This is a genomic window from Pseudomonas cichorii, assembly GCF_019719005.1.
Classification (GTDB): domain Bacteria; phylum Pseudomonadota; class Gammaproteobacteria; order Pseudomonadales; family Pseudomonadaceae; genus Aquipseudomonas; species Aquipseudomonas cichorii_E.
Window position 1 is genome coordinate 17637 of sequence record NZ_JAIGPJ010000031.1, and the last position, 16984, is coordinate 34620.

Sequence of the window (16984 nt, forward strand, 5' to 3'; positions counted from 1 at the left end):
CATTTATGACTACAAGAAAGTATTTCGGAACTGACGGCATTCGTGGTCGGGTAGGGCAGTTTCCAATCACGCCTGAATTCATGCTCAAGCTCGGCTGGGCTGCGGGCATGGCCTTCCGTCGCATGGGGGCTTGCAGGATTCTTGTCGGCAAGGACACCCGTATTTCCGGTTATATGTTCGAGTCTGCCCTGGAGGCCGGTATTTCGGCTGCCGGTGCCGATGTCATGCTGCTTGGTCCGATGCCGACACCGGCTATCGCGTACCTGACCCGCACCTTTCATGCCGAAGCGGGTATCGTGATCAGTGCTTCTCACAATCCGCATTACGACAACGGCATCAAGTTCTTCTCGGGCAAGGGCACCAAGCTGCCTGACGAGATCGAGCAGATGATCGAAGAGCTGCTGGATACGCCGATGACCGTCGCCGAATCCGAAAAGCTCGGCAAGGTTTCCCGTATCAACGATGCGGCCGGTCGTTACATCGAATTCTGCAAGAGCAGCGTGCCGACCAGTACCAGCTTTGCTGGTCTGAAAGTGGTGATCGATTGCGCCCACGGTGCTACCTATAAAGTGGCCCCAAGCGTTTTCCGTGAGCTGGGTGCCCAGGTTGTCGTGCTGTCGGCGCAGCCTGACGGGCTCAACATCAACAAGGATTGCGGTTCCACTCATACGGAAGCGCTGCAGGCTGCCGTGGTGGCCGAAAAGGCGGATCTGGGTATCGCCTTTGACGGTGATGGTGATCGGGTCCTGATGGTCGATCATACGGGCGTGGTCGTCGATGGTGACGAGCTTCTGTACATCATCGCCAGTGATCTGCAGGAGCGTGGTCGTCTGCAGGGTGGCGTGGTCGGTACCCTGATGAGCAACCTGGGTCTGGAGCTGGCGCTGGCCGAGCTGAATATTCCGTTCGTGCGTGCCAATGTCGGTGACCGCTATGTGATCGCCGAACTGCTGGAGCGTGACTGGCAGATCGGTGGTGAGAACTCCGGCCATATCGTCTGCTTCCAGCACACCACCACGGGTGACGCAATCATTGCTGCCCTGCAGGTGCTGCTTGCCTTGCGTCGCCGTGGCGTAAGCCTGTGCGAAATCCGTCAGAAGCTGCGCAAGTGTCCTCAGGTCCTGGTCAATGTCCGTTTTGGTGGTGGTGTGGATCCGGTCAATCACCCGTCCGTAAAAGAGGCCTGTGCCCGTGTTACGTCGGAAATGGCGGGTCGCGGTCGCGTCCTGTTGCGCAAGTCTGGCACCGAGCCATTGGTGCGTGTCATGGTCGAGGGTGAGGACGAAACCCAGGTCAGAAACTATGCCGATGAGCTGGCAAAACTGGTTGCTGAAGTTTGCGCCTGATTTTGGCTTGCCAGTGTTGAAAGTGTTGGGTAACATCTGCGCCCACTTTGACCGACGAGGTGTAGCATGCGTCGCCCTATGGTAGCTGGTAACTGGAAGATGCACGGTACCCGCGCCAGCGTCGCTGAGCTGATCGACGGGCTTGCCGGGCAGGTTCTGCCAAGCGATGTTGATATCGCGGTTATGCCTCCAAGTCTCTACATCGCCCAGGCGATCGAAGGGCTGAAAGGTCAGTCAATCGCTGTTGGTGCCCAGGATGCTGCGATTCAGGCAGCACAAGGTGCGCTGACAGGTGAGATAGCGTCGAGTCAGCTGGCTGATGCAGGTTGCAGGTTTGTACTGGTTGGGCACTCCGAGCGCCGCCAATTGATTGGTGAGCAGGATGATGTCCTCAACCGCAAGTTTGCGGCGATTCAGGCGAGCGGCCTGATACCGGTGTTGTGCATAGGGGAAACCCTGGAGCAGCGCGAAGCGGGTCAGACGCTGGAAGTTGTCGGGCAGCAGCTCGACAGCATCATCGCCGAATTTGGCATCGGTGCATTTGTTGAAGCAGTAATCGCTTACGAGCCGGTCTGGGCCATTGGTACCGGGCTGACAGCCTCGCCTCAACAGGCGCAGGAAGTGCACGCAGCTATTCGCGCGCAACTGGCGAAAGAGAATTCCGAAGTCGCACAAGGCGTGCGTCTTCTTTATGGCGGCAGCGTGAAGGCGGCCAATGCGGTCGAGTTGTTCAGCATGCCGGATATCGATGGGGGGCTCATTGGTGGAGCTTCCCTGAATGCAGAAGAGTTCGGTGCGATCTGTCGCGCCGCGGGAAACTGAAAAAATGCTGGAAACAGTCGTAATCGTTTTTCATCTGCTGGGTGCTCTGGGCGTTGTTGTCCTGGTATTGCTGCAGCAGGGTAAAGGTGCGGACGCCGGTGCGTCTTTCGGAGCAGGTGCATCAAATACTGTGTTCGGAGGGCAAGGAACCTCTACCTTTCTCAGTAAGTTTACTGCTATACTCGCCGCAGCTTTTTTCATAACCAGCTTGGGGTTAGGTTACTTTGCTAAAGAGAAAGCTCAAGGGCTGAATCAAGCAGGTTTGCCAGATCCAACAGTTTTGGAAACGAAACAAAAACCGGCAGCAGATGATGTTCCGGTGCTCGAAGCGCAAAAGCCAGCTGTTGTTCCAGCTGACGTACCTCAAGCGCCAGAGCAGAAGTAAAAAGGAATTCGGCGATGTTTGTTGAGGTCGCCAAAAAGAGTTGTAATGCCGAGGTGGTGGAATTGGTAGACACGCAACCTTGAGGTGGTTGTGCCCATAGGGTGTAGGGGTTCGAGTCCCCTTCTCGGTACCAATTAAGCAAGATAGCCCGCACTAGCGGGCTTTCTTGTAGGTGGATGTTGGATTGATTCTTTAGGGGATCGGTCGTATACTTCTGCCCCAGCTTTGTCGCGGGGTGGAGCAGTCTGGTAGCTCGTCGGGCTCATAACCCGAAGGTCGTTGGTTCAAATCCAGCCCCCGCAACCAGTTTCGCGAAGCCCCTATTCTAGGGGCTTTTTGTTAGCTGGACAGTACATGACGCCGATGTTCAACGGCGTTTTCATGATGGGCTTTTGCCCATTTTTTTATTTCTAAAGCATGCACGAGGGGGTTCAGGTGTCGAGCAAGCTAGAACAGTTGCAGGCCTTGTTGGCCCCGGTGGTCGAGGCTCTTGGCTATCAATGCTGGGGAATTGAGTTTCTTTCCCAGGGCCGACATTCACTGCTGCGCATTTATATCGACAAAGAAGGCGGCGTTCTGGTGGAGGACTGCGAAACAGTCAGTCGCCAGGTCAGCGGTGTTCTGGATGTTGAAGATCCCATCAGTGCTGAATACACGCTTGAAGTGTCTTCTCCTGGCATGGATCGCCCGCTGTTCACTCTTGAACAGTTTGCTTTGCACGCTGGGGAACAAGTGAAAATAAAGCTGCGCTCGCCCTTCGATGGTCGACGCAACTTTCAAGGCCTTCTCCGCGGGGTGGAGGAGCAGGATGTCGTGGTGCATGTAGAAGACCACGAATACCTTTTGCCGATCGACTTGATCGACAAAGCCAACATTATTCCCACGTTTGACTGAGACGTGCCAGATACAGCGGATCCCGCGGATCCAATGGCTTGCGAAAGGCGAGGCGTACGATGAGCAAAGAAGTACTGCTGGTTGTTGAGTCGGTGTCCAATGAAAAGGGCGTTCCGGCAGGAGTAATTTTTGAAGCGCTGGAGCTGGCTCTTGCCACTGCTACCAAGAAGCGTTTTGAAGATGAGGTTGAGCTGCGTGTGGAAATCAACCGCCACACCGGTAACTACGAGACTTTCCGTCGCTGGAATGTGGTCGAAGACGAAGATCTGGACGATCCGGCCTACGAGCTGGCTGTAGACCAGGCCCAGGCCAGAAAGCCGGGTGCTGTCGCTGGCGATCTGATCGAAGAGAAGATCGAGTCCATCGAATTCGGTCGTATTGCTGCACAGACCGCCAAGCAAGTCATTGTGCAGAAGGTTCGTGAAGCCGAGCGTGCTCAGGTGGTCGATGCCTATCGCGAGCGTCTGGGCGAAATCATTTCCGGTACTGTTAAAAAGGTTACGCGTGACAATGTCATCGTTGATCTGGGTAACAATGCCGAAGCATTGCTGGCTCGTGAAGACATCATCTCCCGTGAGACTTTCCGGGTAGGTGTGCGTCTGCGGGCTTTGCTGAAAGAAATCCGCACTGAAAACCGCGGCCCTCAGCTGATTCTGTCGCGTACTGCGCCAGAAATGCTGATCGAGCTTTTCCGTATCGAAGTACCGGAAATTGCCGAAGGTCTGATCGAGGTGATGGCTGCCTCCCGTGACCCGGGTTCGCGTGCAAAAATCGCTGTTCGCTCCAAGGACAAACGAATCGACCCGCAAGGCGCCTGCATCGGCATGCGCGGTTCGCGTGTTCAGGCCGTATCCGGCGAGTTGGGTGGCGAGCGTGTGGATATCGTGCTCTGGGACGATAACCCGGCACAGTTCGTGATCAACGCAATGTCCCCTGCTGAAGTGGCTGCAATCATCGTCGATGAAGATGCCCATGCAATGGATATCGCTGTTGGTGCGGACAACCTGGCTCAGGCCATTGGTCGTGGCGGTCAGAACGTGCGTCTGGCAAGTCAGTTGACTGGCTGGACCCTGAACGTGATGACCGAATCGGACATCCAGGCCAAGCAGCAGGCAGAGACTGGCGACATTCTGCGCAACTTCATCGACGAGCTGGAAGTCGACGAAGATCTGGCGCAGGTGCTGGTCGATGAAGGCTTCACCAGCCTGGAAGAGATTGCCTACGTACCGCTGGAAGAAATGCTCAACATCGATGGCTTTGACGAAGAAACCGTCAACGAGCTTCGCGCTCGTGCCAAGGATCGCTTGTTGACTAAAGCCATCGCTACTGAGGAAAAGCTGGCAGACGCCCATCCGGCCGAAGACCTGCTCTCGCTTGAGGGTATGGACAAGGATTTGGCGATGGAACTGGCGGTGCGCGGCGTAATTACCCGCGAAGACCTGGCCGAGCAGTCTATAGATGACCTGCTCGACATCGACGGCATTGACGATGATCGTGCCGGCAAGTTGATCATGGCCGCCCGAGCCCATTGGTTCGAGTAACAGGCGCGGCCTGAGGAGAGAAGTGCATGACGCAAGTCACGGTGAAACAACTGGCCGATGAGGTCAAAACACCGGTAGAGCGCCTGCTGCAGCAGATGCGTGAGGCAGGTCTGCCGCACACCGCCGCCGAGGAACATGTGTCCGACAGTGAAAAGCAATCGTTGCTGACTCACTTGAAAAGCAGCCACAAGGCTAAAGTGGAAGAGCCGCGCAAGATTACCTTGCAGCGCAAGACCACCAGCACCCTGCGCGTTGCCGGCAGCAAAAGTATCAGCGTTGAAGTGCGCAAGAAGAAAGTTTTCGTGCAACGCAGCCCGGAAGAAATCGAAGCCGAGCGCAAACGTGAGCTGGATGAACGCCGTGCGGTAGAAAATGCCGCCCGTCAAAAGGCTGAAGAAGAAGCCAAGCGTCGCGCCGAAGAAGAAGCGCGTCGCCAGCCTGCTGCTGAACAGACCGCGGCACCTGCTGCTGCGCCAGCCCCTGTGGCTGCCGAGCCAGTGCGTGAAGCGCCTGCTGCCCCTGCGGCACCTGCGCCAACATCCGCACCTGCTGCGCCTGTTGTCGAAGTTCGCAAGCGTGACGATCAGCGTCGCCCGGACAAGACCCGTGGCGATGACCGCAATGCTCGTGGCGGCGACGGCGAGCGCAAGAACGCTCCGCATCGCGCTTCGGTAAAAGAGAAGGCACCGGCTGTTCGCGTTGCGCCTCGTACTACCGACGAAGAAAGCGATGGTTTCCGTCGTGGTGGTCGTGGCAAGTCCAAGCTGAAGAAACGCAATGCCCACGGTTTCCAGAACCCTACCGGTCCGGTTATTCGTGACGTTGCCATCGGCGAGACCATCACTGTCGGCGAACTGTCGGCGCAGATGTCCGTCAAGGCAGCTGAAGTCATCAAGTTCATGTTCAAGCTGGGCACTCCGGTGACCATCAACCAGGTACTGGATCAGGAAACTGCCCAGTTGATCGCCGAAGAGCTGGGCCACAAGGTCACGCTGGTCAGCGACAACGCCCTGGAAGACTCCCTGGCCGAATCCCTGAAGTTCGTGGGTGAAACCTTCTCCCGTGCTCCGGTCGTGACCGTAATGGGCCACGTTGACCACGGCAAGACTTCCCTGCTCGACTACATTCGTCGTGCCAAGGTTGCTGCTGGCGAAGCCGGTGGTATCACCCAGCACATCGGTGCCTACCACGTTGAAACCGAACGCGGCATGGTTACCTTCCTCGACACCCCGGGTCACGCCGCGTTTACCGCAATGCGTGCACGTGGTGCCAAGGCAACCGATATCGTCATCCTGGTTGTTGCAGCAGACGACGGCGTAATGCCGCAAACCATCGAAGCCGTTCAGCATGCCGTGGCTGCTGGCGTACCGCTGGTTGTTGCAGTGAACAAGATCGACAAGCCGGGCGCAGACCTTGATCGCATCCGTAGCGAACTGTCGGTCCATGGCGTGACTTCCGAAGAGTGGGGCGGTGATACGCCTTTCGTTCCGGTTTCCGCGAAAATGGGTACCGGCGTCGACGAACTGCTCGAAGCGGTCCTGCTGCAGGCTGAAGTTCTGGAACTCAAGGCCACTCCATCGGCTCCTGGTCGTGGTGTTGTCGTTGAGTCCCGTCTGGACAAAGGCCGTGGCCCGGTTGCCACGGTTCTGGTTCAGGACGGTACGCTGCGTCAGGGCGACATGGTTCTGGTCGGCTCGAACTTCGGTCGCATCCGCGCCATGCTCGACGAAAACGGCAAGCCTGTAAAAGAAGCTGGCCCGTCGATTCCGGTCGAGATCCTTGGTCTGGATGGCACGCCGGATGCTGGCGACGAGATGAGCGTACTGGCTGACGAGAAGAAGGCCCGTGAAGTCGCTCTGTTCCGTCAAGGCAAGTTCCGTGAAGTCAAACTGGCTCGCGCACATGCTGGCAAGCTGGAAAACATCTTCGAGAACATGGGCCAGGAAGAGAAGAAGACGCTTAACATCGTCCTCAAATCCGACGTTCGTGGTTCGCTGGAAGCACTGCAGGGCGCCCTGGGCGGCCTGGGTAACGACGAAGTGCAAGTGCGTGTCGTCGGTGGCGGTGTCGGTGGTATCACCGAGAGCGACGCCAACCTGGCACTGGCCTCCAACGCTGTACTGTTCGGCTTCAACGTGCGTGCCGATGCCGGCGCTCGCAAGATCGTCGAGCAGGAAGGTCTGGATATGCGTTACTACAACGTGATCTACGACATCATCGAGGACGTCAAGAAAGCACTGACCGGTATGCTGGGCAGCGATGTTCGCGAGAACATCCTCGGTATTGCCGAAGTGCGTGACGTGTTCCGCTCGCCGAAATTCGGCGCGATCGCAGGCTGTATGGTCGTTGAAGGTGTTGTCCACCGTAACCGTCCAATCCGCGTTCTGCGTGACGACATCGTTATCTTTGAAGGCGAGCTGGAATCCCTGCGCCGCTTCAAGGACGATGCTTCTGAAGTCCGTGCCGGCATGGAATGCGGTATCGGCGTCAAGAGCTACAACGACGTCAAGGTCGGTGACAAGATCGAAGTCTTCGAGAAGGTCCAGGTTGCTCGCAGCCTCTAAATCGCGAGCTACAGGAGCCATGGCAGAACCACGCATGCAAATGCACGGGCTGTCATGGGCTCTCAACGCAACGCCCGGTCTGGCAATTGTCAGGCCGGGCGTTTGCCGCTTTCAGACTGTCAGGGTTTGGTCCCGAGTCAGTAACAGGTAGCAAACCATGGCAAAAGAATATAGCCGTACCCAACGAATCGGCGATCAGATGCAGCGCGAACTGGCGCAGTTGATCCGTCGCGAAATCAAGGACCCACGTGTGGGTCTGGTCACTATCACTGCTGTCGATGTCAGTCGTGATGTGGGTCATGCCAAGATTTTCATGACCGTAATGGGGCAGGACAGCGCCGAGGAAATCGCGCAGAGCATCAAGGTGCTCAACTCCGCCGCCGGCTTCCTGCGCATGCAGCTGGCCCGTGAGATGAAACTGCGCAGCGTGCCGCAGTTGCATTTCCATTACGACGAAAGCGTGGCTCGTGGCGCACATCTCTCGGCATTGATCGAGCGTGCAGTGGCCGAAGACGGACAACATCAGGAAGGTTCCGCGCCACAAGGCGTGAAGCCGGACAGTAGCGAGGAGTAAGGCGTGGCTCAGGTCAAGCGTATACGCCGCAACGTCAGCGGAATCATCCTGCTCGACAAGCCACTGGGCTTTACTTCCAATGCGGCCCTGCAAAAGGTGCGCTGGTTGCTCAATGCCGAAAAGGCCGGGCATACCGGCAGCCTCGACCCACTGGCAACAGGTGTGTTGCCGTTGTGCTTCGGTGAAGCCACCAAGTTCTCTCAGTACCTGCTCGATTCGGACAAGTCCTACGAGACGCTGATGCAACTGGGCAAGACCACCACCACGGCAGACTCCGAAGGCGAAGTGTTGCAGACTCGCCCGGTGACCGTTGGTCGTGAAGATATCGAAGCGGTATTGCCGGATTTTCGCGGTCAAATCAGCCAGATACCTCCGATGTACTCGGCTCTCAAGCGTGATGGCCAGCCTCTTTACAAGCTGGCTCGTGCAGGTGAAGTAGTGGAGCGTGAGCCTCGTTCTGTTACTATTGCGCGCCTGGAATTGCTGGCTTGCGAGTCTTCCGAGACCGCGCGTCTTTCGGTCGATTGCAGCAAAGGCACCTATATTCGGACCCTGGTCGAGGATATCGGTGAGAAACTGGGCTGTGGAGCCTATGTTGCAGAGCTGCGTCGTACCCAGGCCGGGCCTTTCAACCTGAGCCAGACGGTCACGCTGGAAGAGCTCGAGCAGGTCCACGCCGACGGTGGCAACGAAGCGGTCGACCGTTTCCTGATGCCATCGGACAGCGGTCTGCTACATTGGCCACTGCTGCAGTTTTCGGAACACAGTTCTTTCTACTGGCTGCATGGTCAGCCGGTAAGAGCACCGGATGCGCCGAAGTTCGGCATGGTCCGGGTGCAGGATCACGAAGGTCGCTTCATCGGTATCGGTGAAGTAAGCGAGGACGGGCGTATAGCGCCGCGTCGTCTGATTCGGTCAGAATGACCGGAACCAGGCTGTCTGCATGCAGGCGGACTGGAACGAGGGTGGCTGTCAACAGGCACGGTCACATCTCATTTTTTAATACGGGGTTTGTCCCCGGCCTGTTGGAACCGTCTTCTCCGGAAGCGGCTCCTTTACTGAAGGATTGCCCACATGGCACTCAGCGTTGAAGAAAAAGCTCAGATCGTAACCGACTACCAGCAAGCTGTTGGTGACACTGGTTCGCCAGAAGTGCAAGTTGCACTGCTGACCGCCAACATCAACAAACTGCAAGGCCACTTCAAGGCCAACGGTAAGGACCACCACTCGCGTCGTGGTCTGATCCGTATGGTAAACCAGCGTCGCAAGCTGCTGGATTACCTGAAAGGTAAGGACGTTAGCCGTTACAGCGCCCTGATCGGTCGTCTGGGTCTGCGTCGCTAATAACGACGTTGCGAGAGGTTGGTTGTCTGTCACGATTCATCGGTATACCGATGGTTCTGGCAGGCTTCCAGCCTCTAGTTTTATCTGGACTGCCGAAGGGTCCGATTCCCCTCGCTGCCCAAGAATTCGCAAGAAACCAGTTCCCCAAGAGCCACAGAAAAGGTAGGAAACCGTGAACCCGGTAATCAAGAAATTTCAGTTCGGTCAATCGACCGTAACCCTGGAGACTGGCCGCATCGCCCGTCAGGCTTCCGGCGCAGTACTGGTCACCGTTGACGACGACGTCAGCGTATTGGTGACAGTGGTCGGTGCCAAGAACGCCGATGCCAGCAAAGGCTTCTTCCCTCTGTCAGTGCACTACCAGGAAAAAACCTACGCTGCCGGCAAGATCCCTGGTGGTTTCTTCAAGCGTGAAGGCCGTCCTTCCGAGAAAGAAACCCTGACTTCGCGTCTGATCGACCGTCCGATCCGTCCGTTGTTTCCAGAAGGCTTCATGAACGAAGTGCAGGTTGTCTGCACCGTTGTTTCCACCAGCAAGAAAACCGATCCGGACATCGCTGCGATGATCGGTACTTCGGCTGCCCTGGCCATCTCCGGCATTCCGTTCGACGGTCCTGTCGGCGCTGCCCGTGTTGCTTTCCACGAAAGCACCGGTTACCTGCTGAACCCGACTTACGAGCAACTGCAGGCTTCGAGCCTGGACATGGTCGTAGCCGGTACTTCCGAAGCTGTTCTGATGGTTGAATCCGAAGCCAAGGAACTGACCGAAGACCAGATGCTGGGCGCCGTTCTGTTCGCCCACGACGAGTTCCAGGTCGTGATCAACGCTGTCAAGGAACTGGCCGCCGAAGCCGCCAAGCCTCTCTGGAGCTGGCAGCCAAAGCCGGAAGCCACCGAGCTGCTGGGCGCGATCCGTTCCGAGTTCGGCGACGCGATCTCCCAGGCCTACACCATCACCGTCAAGGCCGACCGCTATGCGCGTCTGGGCGAGCTGCGTGATCAGGTCGTTGCCAAGCTGGCTGTTGAAGAAGGCAGCCCGTCTGCTGGCGAAGTCAAAGCGGCTTTCGGCGAAATCGAATACCGCACCGTGCGTGAGAACATCGTCAACGGCAAGCCACGTATCGATGGCCGTGACACCCGCACCGTTCGTCCTCTGAACATCGAAGTCGGCGTTCTGCCAAAGACCCACGGTTCGGCACTGTTCACCCGTGGCGAAACCCAGGCTCTGGTTGTCGCGACGCTGGGTACTGCCCGTGACGCACAGCTGCTGGACACCCTCGAAGGCGAGAAAAAAGACCCCTTCATGCTGCACTACAACTTCCCTCCGTTCTCGGTAGGCGAGTGTGGCCGCATGGGTGGCGCTGGTCGTCGTGAAATCGGCCACGGCCGTCTGGCTCGTCGCAGCGTTCAGGCCATGCTGCCTGAAACCGACGTGTTCCCGTACACCATCCGTGTCGTATCGGAAATCACCGAGTCCAACGGTTCCAGCTCCATGGCTTCGGTCTGCGGTGCTTCCCTGGCTCTGATGGACGCCGGTGTACCGATGAAGGCTCCTGTTGCCGGTATCGCCATGGGTCTGGTCAAGGAAGGCGGTAAATTCGCCGTTCTGACTGACATCCTGGGTGACGAAGACCACCTGGGCGACATGGACTTCAAAGTGGCCGGTACCTCCAAAGGTGTTACCGCGCTGCAGATGGACATCAAGATCAAAGGCATCACCGAAGAAATCATGGAGATCGCCCTGGGCCAAGCCCTGGAAGCTCGCCTGAACATCCTCGGCCAGATGAACCAGATCATTGGTCAGTCGCGTACCGAACTGTCGGCCAACGCTCCGACCATGATCGCGATGAAGATCGACACCGACAAAATCCGTGACGTCATCGGTAAAGGCGGCGCGACCATCCGTGCAATCTGTGAAGAAACCAAGGCTTCGATCGACATCGAAGACGACGGCTCGATCAAGATCTTCGGCGAAACCAAGGAAGCGGCTGAAGCAGCACGTCAGCGCGTTCTGGGTATCACCGCAGAAGCGGAAATTGGCAAGATCTACGTGGGCAAGGTTGAGCGCATCGTCGACTTCGGCGCATTCGTGAACATCCTGCCTGGCAAGGACGGTCTGGTTCACATCTCCATGCTGAGCGATGCCCGCGTAGAGAAAGTGACCGACATTCTGAAAGAAGGCCAGGAAGTCGAAGTTCTGGTACTGGACGTGGACAACCGCGGCCGTATCAAGCTGTCGATCAAAGACGTAGCCGCTGCAAAAGCGTCTGGCGTCTGATAGCTCGCCAGGCTTCGCCAAAGAAAGGATCCTTCGGGATCCTTTTTTTATGAGCCTAAATAAAGGCTTGCGTAAAACCCACTCAAAACGCCCGATGGGAACATGCATCTTGCAAGTGGGGTTTTTGGTCGAGCGGGCAATCTGCACGATCGTGCAAAATGGTAAAAATTATAACCTGTTGTATTTAAAGGATTTTATTTTTTGTGGCAGATTGGCACACCCCTTGCGATATAACCAATAACCCTGCAACCAATGATGTTGGTGCAGTTTCTGAGAAAAACAGGAGTTATCGTATGAAGAAGTTTGCTATCGCTGCTGCCACTGCAACTGCCCTGACACTGACCATGGCTAACGCTGCATTCGCTCAGACCAACACCCAGGCTCCACTGATGCTGGCTGCCGGTGAAGCGGCCCAAGCCAAGGAAGCGACTACCGATACCTGGATCACCACCAAGGTCAAAGCTGACCTGCTGACTGAAAAAGGCATCCCAGGCTCGGACATCAAGGTTGAAACCAACAAAGGCGTGGTTTCCCTGTCCTCGACAGTAGCAGTGACTGAAGCCCAGAAGAAAACTGCTGTGGCTATCACCAAGAAAATCAAAGGCGTTCAGGCTGTTTCGGCTGATGGCCTGAAGGCTGAGTAACCCTTTGTAATGAGCATCTGACGTCGAGTCGACGGCCTTACAGGTCGTCGGCAGACAGGAAGTTCATGCGAGAGGCCACAAGGATGTGGCCATTACAGGCCCCGGTGTTCGCACTGGGGCCTGTTCTATTTCAGGCGGTCAATTGCCGCGCTTGCTATCGATACGGACCAGCCGGCCACCCTCGAAACGCAGGTATTGATACATGCCGTTAAAGGGGCCGTAAACCCACTCCTCAATCCTCACTTCCTCGGACCTTCGGTAGTTGCTGCTGTAGGTTTCCTTGCTCCCGATAACCTCCTGGCTCAGGGGCGCGCCGCACTTCTGTTGAACCTCGAAAACCCTGTCCCCGGTGCTGATCAACTGGCTACCGCAACGCAAGGTCGAAGCCTGTACGGTTGTTGCCGCCAGCGCTCCAGAGAGCGCCAGCAGAGTGAAGCCAGTGATCGGGGATTTAGCCAAGTCGTTTACTCGCTGTCCAGATGAAGTGGGCTGATAACCCGGCCATCCGCTTGTGCCTGGCCCAGGTGCGCATCGACGAAATAGATACGTTCGTCTTCCAGTTGCCCCTTCTGTACCAGATAGTCCTTGATACTGCCAGCCCGGTCCTGACCCAGCTCACGCAACAGGACCTCGTTGCTGCTCCAGAACTTGAGTACGGCGGCGCGCATTCTGTTCAGGCGTTCTTCCTTGCCCAGGTCTGCCCACTCTGCCGGTGGTTGCTGCTTGAGACGAGCGCGATAGATGCCTTCGAGCATCGGACCTTTCTCGTCATCAGGCACTTGCAGCAAGGCGGCTCTGGCCGGGACCTTGTCGCCACGGCGTTGCATGATCTTGTAGTAAGTGGACTGATATTCGCGCTCCAGACGCTGCTGGGCGATCAATGGGCCGTCGCTGCTGGCCGCGCTGGTGCCTTCGATCTCCAGGCGCAGTGTCGGGCGCTCCTTGAGTGCGGCTGCAAGCGTATCCAGAGCTTTTGTGGCGTCACTGCTCAGTTCGCTGGAACCTGCTGCGAAACTGATATTGCCCAGGTCCTCTGAACCTCCACCGCTCACCAGACCTCCCAGCATCTTGAAAGGTGCCTGCGCCGCCCGCAGCACAAGGTTGCGCAGGGTTTGCCAGACAATCGGCATGACGCTGAATTGCGGGTTGTTCAGATCGCCTTCGACCGGCAGTTCAAGGGCAATCCTGCCCTGAGTGTCCTTGAGCAAGGCGACCGCCAGACGAATCGGCAAGTCCACGGCATCGGGACTGTCGACTTTCTCGCCCAGTTGCAGTTGCTCGACGAGCACCTTGTTTTCGGCCTTCAGCTTGCCTTGGGTAATCAGGTAATGCAGGTCGAGATTGAGGCGACCCTTGCGGATTCGGAACCCGGCGAACTTCCCGGAGTAGGGCGTCAGTGTGGTCAGTTCCACACGTTTGAAGCTGGTGGCGATATCGAGGCTGGCCATCGGGTTGAACGGGTTGAGGCTGCCTTTGATGGTGACCGGTGCATAACGGTCCACCTTGCCCTCGACATTCACTGGTGCCGGTTTGGTCTGGCGGTTATCGATGGTCCCGATGCGGCCATTGAGCTGCTGCACGGCGGTGATGAAGTTGGGCGTCAGGGTCAGGTCGGCGAAGTTGGCCGAGCCGTCCTTGATGTTCACCTCGCCGATATGAATGCCCAGCGGTTTGTCATTGCTGGCGGTCTTGGGTGATGCGGAAGCGGGCTGCTTGTCGGCAGGCTGCGGAATAAGCAGGTCATCGATGTTGGTGCTGCGATCATCATTGATCATGAAGCGGGCGTAAGGCTGCTCCAGATTGACCTGGGTAATCGACAGATTGTCGCCATGCTGATAATTCAGGCCCTCAACCTCCAGCCTCTGCCACTTCATGAAGTCGCGTTGCTTGAGGGTGTCCAGCGTATGCAGTTGGTTGACCTGAGCCTTGCCGGTCACACCCAAGGCCAGAGGCTCGGTGCTTTTCAGGTCTACGGCGAGGTCGCTGTCCAGCATCCCGCTGCGCATTTCCAGGCGAATGAACGGGCTGATATAGGCTTGGGCAAGACGCAGGTCGATATCCCGTGTCGTGACATTCAGGTGCGCACTGACCGGGCTGAGATTGACGTCCCCGGCGGCTGTCAGCTTGCCCTGTTTGCCCAGCCCGGTATCGAGCTTGAGGGTGAAAGGCGATTTGTTCAGGCTGTCGAAGTTCTGCAGATCCAGATTCAAGGGGCCGACGTCCAGCGTAACGGCTTCTGCTGGCACTCGATCAGCCAGGTGAACCTGATAGTCGCGCAATTGCACGTCCCGCAGCAGCACTTGCCAGGGTTTGGACGCGACGGCAGTTTTTGGCTTGGCATCGGCAACCGGTGGTGGCTCTACGGCCTTGGCATCGATTTCCGGTTTTTTCGGCGATGGTTTTGCCGGTTGGCTGGTAAACAGTTTCTGCCAGTCCAGCTGGCCATCGGCTTCACGGGCAGCCCAGGTTTCCAGCTTGTTGCTGCGTATCTTGCCGACGGTGACAAGCTGTCTGGCCAGATCCACCGAAGTCTCGCTGACTTCCAGGCGTTGCAGGCGCACCAGAGGTCGTCCATCAGGTGCATCGAGCGCGAATGGTGAGACGCTGGCGGCGGCGTTGCTGAGCTTGAGTTCGGTCTCTTTGCTCAGGTCGAGGGTGTAGCTGGTGCTGAAGTTCAGGATGCCGTCTTTCAGTGCCAGTGGCAGTGCATCGCGTACATAAGGCCACCAGAGCTTCATCTTGCTGTCGGTGACCTTGAGTGTGCCTTCGGAGGTGATCGGCACCAGACTGATACGTCCCTTCCAGTCGATCTGGCCGCCGTCGGGGCCGATGGCGACCATGGTCATGTCGGCGTTGTCTTGCGGGAGCGTGCTGAGGTTTTTCAGCTCCAGGTTCAGTTTGTCGTAAAGGAATTCGATGGGCTCGCCGGGGCGCATGTCCTGAAAGTGTACATAGCCGTCAGCCAGTCTTATTTCATCGATACGCAGCGGGAAGGGTTTGCCGGCAGGCTCATTGGTTGCAGGTTCGCTGGGTGGCAGCTTGAACAGTTGCGCCAGATTCAATTTGCCTGTCTTGTCGAACAGCACCTCGGTTCTGGGATTGGTCAGCTCCACCTTCAGCAGATGCAGGGCACCGCTCCAGAGGCTGTCGATCTGCAGATTGGCATATAGCTTCTCGAATGCAATCTGCTCTTTGCCGGGAACGCCGATGTTCAGGCCCCAGAGCGTCAGCTCCAGAGTGTATGGATTGAGCTCCAGGCGTTCGAGCTTTGCCGGAACGGTGGAATAGTTGCTCAATTGCTGGTTGGCAATACGCAAGGCAACGCCGGGCAGAATGAAAAAGCCCAGCAGGCTGTAAAGCACACCTACAGCCAGCAAAGTGCCAAGAGTACGTTTCAATCCTTTGGACATTGGGGCGTTGTCTCTTTCTTTCGGAGCTCCTTGGAGTATGGCACGCCCATTGGGTTCAAAAGGCCAAGCCGTCTAGTGCTGTAGGAAATTTCCTTTAAAACGGGGCGATATCAGAACTGCAGAATCAGTGTCTTGAGTGGAGGCTGATTGTCCTGGGACGGAAAGTCTTCGGCAGGCTTCATGACCTGGCAATCACGTACTGGTCGGCCCGCTTTGCTGGCGCAACGCAGAACCTGCTCGCGCCAATCGTCCATGCTGACTTTTGCCAGGTTATTGCAGCAGATCAACACGCCGTCTTCGGCAGTGCTCAAGAGTGCCGGTTTGAGCAGGCTCTGGTAATCACGCAGCAGATCGACCGTGCCGAAAGCGCTCTTGGCCCAGGCAGGTGGATCGAGCAGCACCAGATCATATTGGCGCTGTTCAAGCTTTAGGTAATCCGGAAGTTTTTGTCCGCGACGCGAGCTGATCGGCAAGCCTGCCAGTTGCCGGATGGCCGGGAAGTAGTCCGACTGGATGAACTGCATCGGTGGCAATTGCGGGTTGAGTGCGCCGTTCTCGCGGCCCACGGCCAGGTTGCTCTCGGCAAAGTCCAGATTGCAGACTTCACTCGCGCCACCGGCAGCAGCGCTCAGGCCGACGCCGCAGGTGTAGGAAAACAGGTTCAGTACGCTCTTGCCCTTGCTGTGTGCCTTGACCCAGCCGCGGGTATTGCGCAGGTCGAGAAACAGCAGCGGGTCTTGACCGTTATGACGGCCGCGTACCCGGTAGTTCAGGCCCCATTCGTGGCCGATCAGGTCTTGTAGCGCGGCCTCATGAGCCTTGTAGATCGGGTCCTGGCGGTTGATGCGCGAGTTGCCCTGCGAACGGTCGTTATAGACCAGCAAGGTTTCCAGACCCAGCCGGGCATTGACCAGCGCATGCAGCCCAAGCAGCGAGTCCAGATCCAGCGTGTGATGAAAGCTTTGTACCAGCAGTTGCGGGCCATAGCGGTCGATGCTCATGCCGCTGGCACCTTCCTGGCTGCCGTGAAACAGGCGATAGCAGTCCGTCCCTTGCTGATGCAGCTCGGCCAGCAGGTTTTGACGGTTATCGAGGGCGACGCTGAGCGCCTGATTCAAGGAAGACATGCAGAGCGCCTTGGGCTGGAATTAGGCGCGGGAGTTTACCAGTTACAGGGCGAAG

General features: G+C 57.2%; 14 protein-coding genes and 2 tRNA genes. 13 read left to right on the forward strand and 3 right to left on the reverse strand.

Features of this window, described 5'->3' with window-relative positions:
- Positions 1 to 5 precede the first annotated feature (5 nt).
- The 13 genes from glmM (at position 6) to K5D32_RS19780 (ending at position 12392) form a co-directional block, all read left to right on the forward strand.
- Positions 6 to 1346 carry a phosphoglucosamine mutase gene (glmM, locus tag K5D32_RS19720; RefSeq protein ID WP_221577721.1) on the forward strand — a complete coding sequence of 447 codons (1341 nt, stop codon included), beginning with the start codon at positions 6 to 8 and terminating at the stop codon, positions 1344 to 1346.
- A 66-nt stretch (positions 1347 to 1412) separates the two neighbouring features.
- A complete protein-coding gene (tpiA, locus tag K5D32_RS19725) occupies positions 1413 to 2168 on the forward strand; it encodes a triose-phosphate isomerase (RefSeq protein ID WP_221601525.1) in 756 nt (251 codons plus the stop codon).
- Between the two features lie 4 nt (positions 2169 to 2172).
- Complete coding sequence (gene secG, locus K5D32_RS19730) at positions 2173 to 2553, forward strand: preprotein translocase subunit SecG (protein WP_198726546.1); 381 nt, start codon at positions 2173 to 2175, stop codon at positions 2551 to 2553.
- Between the two features lie 47 nt (positions 2554 to 2600).
- Positions 2601 to 2686: transfer RNA gene (locus tag K5D32_RS19735), tRNA-Leu, on the forward strand.
- 96 nt (positions 2687 to 2782) lie between these two features.
- Positions 2783 to 2859: transfer RNA gene (locus K5D32_RS19740), tRNA-Met, on the forward strand.
- Between the two features lie 129 nt (positions 2860 to 2988).
- Positions 2989 to 3447 (forward strand): ribosome maturation factor RimP, encoded by a 459-nt coding sequence (rimP, locus tag K5D32_RS19745; protein WP_025258500.1) that lies wholly within the window; start codon positions 2989 to 2991, stop codon positions 3445 to 3447.
- Positions 3448 to 3506: 59 nt separating this feature from the next.
- The gene (gene nusA, locus K5D32_RS19750) at positions 3507 to 4988 is read left to right on the forward strand and encodes a transcription termination factor NusA (protein ID WP_025258501.1); all 1482 of its coding nucleotides are present in this window, start codon (positions 3507 to 3509) and stop codon (positions 4986 to 4988) included.
- A gap of 26 nt (positions 4989 to 5014) precedes the next feature.
- Positions 5015 to 7552: a translation initiation factor IF-2 gene (gene infB, locus K5D32_RS19755; protein ID WP_221577723.1), complete on the forward strand. Its 2538-nt coding sequence runs from the start codon at positions 5015 to 5017 to the stop codon at positions 7550 to 7552.
- 157 nt (positions 7553 to 7709) lie between these two features.
- Positions 7710 to 8126, forward strand: coding sequence for a 30S ribosome-binding factor RbfA (gene rbfA / locus K5D32_RS19760; RefSeq protein ID WP_221577724.1), 417 nt, complete (start codon positions 7710 to 7712; stop codon positions 8124 to 8126).
- 3 nt (positions 8127 to 8129) lie between these two features.
- Positions 8130 to 9050 (forward strand): tRNA pseudouridine(55) synthase TruB, encoded by a 921-nt coding sequence (truB, locus tag K5D32_RS19765; RefSeq protein ID WP_221577725.1) that lies wholly within the window; start codon positions 8130 to 8132, stop codon positions 9048 to 9050.
- A gap of 150 nt (positions 9051 to 9200) precedes the next feature.
- Positions 9201 to 9470, forward strand: a complete 270-nt coding sequence (gene rpsO, locus K5D32_RS19770; protein ID WP_002555121.1) for a 30S ribosomal protein S15 — start codon at positions 9201 to 9203, stop codon at positions 9468 to 9470.
- A 172-nt stretch (positions 9471 to 9642) separates the two neighbouring features.
- Positions 9643 to 11748 (forward strand): polyribonucleotide nucleotidyltransferase, encoded by a 2106-nt coding sequence (gene pnp, locus K5D32_RS19775; protein ID WP_221577726.1) that lies wholly within the window; start codon positions 9643 to 9645, stop codon positions 11746 to 11748.
- A gap of 293 nt (positions 11749 to 12041) precedes the next feature.
- Positions 12042 to 12392, forward strand: coding sequence for a BON domain-containing protein (locus K5D32_RS19780; RefSeq protein WP_221577727.1), 351 nt, complete (start codon positions 12042 to 12044; stop codon positions 12390 to 12392).
- 138 nt (positions 12393 to 12530) lie between these two features.
- On the opposite strand, the gene K5D32_RS19785 is transcribed toward K5D32_RS19780, so the two are convergent.
- From K5D32_RS19785 to K5D32_RS19795, 3 genes are all read right to left on the reverse strand, one after another.
- Positions 12531 to 12836 carry a DUF2845 domain-containing protein gene (locus tag K5D32_RS19785; protein WP_374107969.1) on the reverse strand — a complete coding sequence of 102 codons (306 nt, stop codon included), beginning with the start codon at positions 12834 to 12836 and terminating at the stop codon, positions 12531 to 12533.
- Between the two features lie 20 nt (positions 12837 to 12856).
- Complete coding sequence (locus K5D32_RS19790; protein ID WP_221601526.1) at positions 12857 to 15802, reverse strand: DUF748 domain-containing protein; 2946 nt, start codon at positions 15800 to 15802, stop codon at positions 12857 to 12859.
- A 110-nt stretch (positions 15803 to 15912) separates the two neighbouring features.
- Positions 15913 to 16929, reverse strand: coding sequence for a class I SAM-dependent rRNA methyltransferase (locus tag K5D32_RS19795; protein ID WP_221601527.1), 1017 nt, complete (start codon positions 16927 to 16929; stop codon positions 15913 to 15915).
- Positions 16930 to 16984 lie beyond the last annotated feature (55 nt).

What these genes read in the sequence shown, in the direction of transcription:
- glmM (WP_221577721.1), top strand. Translation starts at nt 6, where the DNA reads ATGACTACAAGAAAGTATTTCGGAACTGACGGCATTCGTGGTCGGGTA.
- tpiA (WP_221601525.1), top strand. Translation starts at nt 1,413, where the DNA reads ATGCGTCGCCCTATGGTAGCTGGTAACTGGAAGATGCACGGTACCCGC.
- secG (WP_198726546.1), top strand. Translation starts at nt 2,173, where the DNA reads ATGCTGGAAACAGTCGTAATCGTTTTTCATCTGCTGGGTGCTCTGGGC.
- nusA (WP_025258501.1), top strand. Translation starts at nt 3,507, where the DNA reads ATGAGCAAAGAAGTACTGCTGGTTGTTGAGTCGGTGTCCAATGAAAAG.
- infB (WP_221577723.1), top strand. Translation starts at nt 5,015, where the DNA reads ATGACGCAAGTCACGGTGAAACAACTGGCCGATGAGGTCAAAACACCG.
- rbfA (WP_221577724.1), top strand. Translation starts at nt 7,710, where the DNA reads ATGGCAAAAGAATATAGCCGTACCCAACGAATCGGCGATCAGATGCAG.
- rpsO (WP_002555121.1), top strand. Translation starts at nt 9,201, where the DNA reads ATGGCACTCAGCGTTGAAGAAAAAGCTCAGATCGTAACCGACTACCAG.
- K5D32_RS19780 (WP_221577727.1), top strand. Translation starts at nt 12,042, where the DNA reads ATGAAGAAGTTTGCTATCGCTGCTGCCACTGCAACTGCCCTGACACTG.
- K5D32_RS19790 (WP_221601526.1), bottom strand. Translation starts at nt 15,802, where the DNA reads ATGTCCAAAGGATTGAAACGTACTCTTGGCACTTTGCTGGCTGTAGGT.
- K5D32_RS19795 (WP_221601527.1), bottom strand. Translation starts at nt 16,929, where the DNA reads ATGTCTTCCTTGAATCAGGCGCTCAGCGTCGCCCTCGATAACCGTCAA.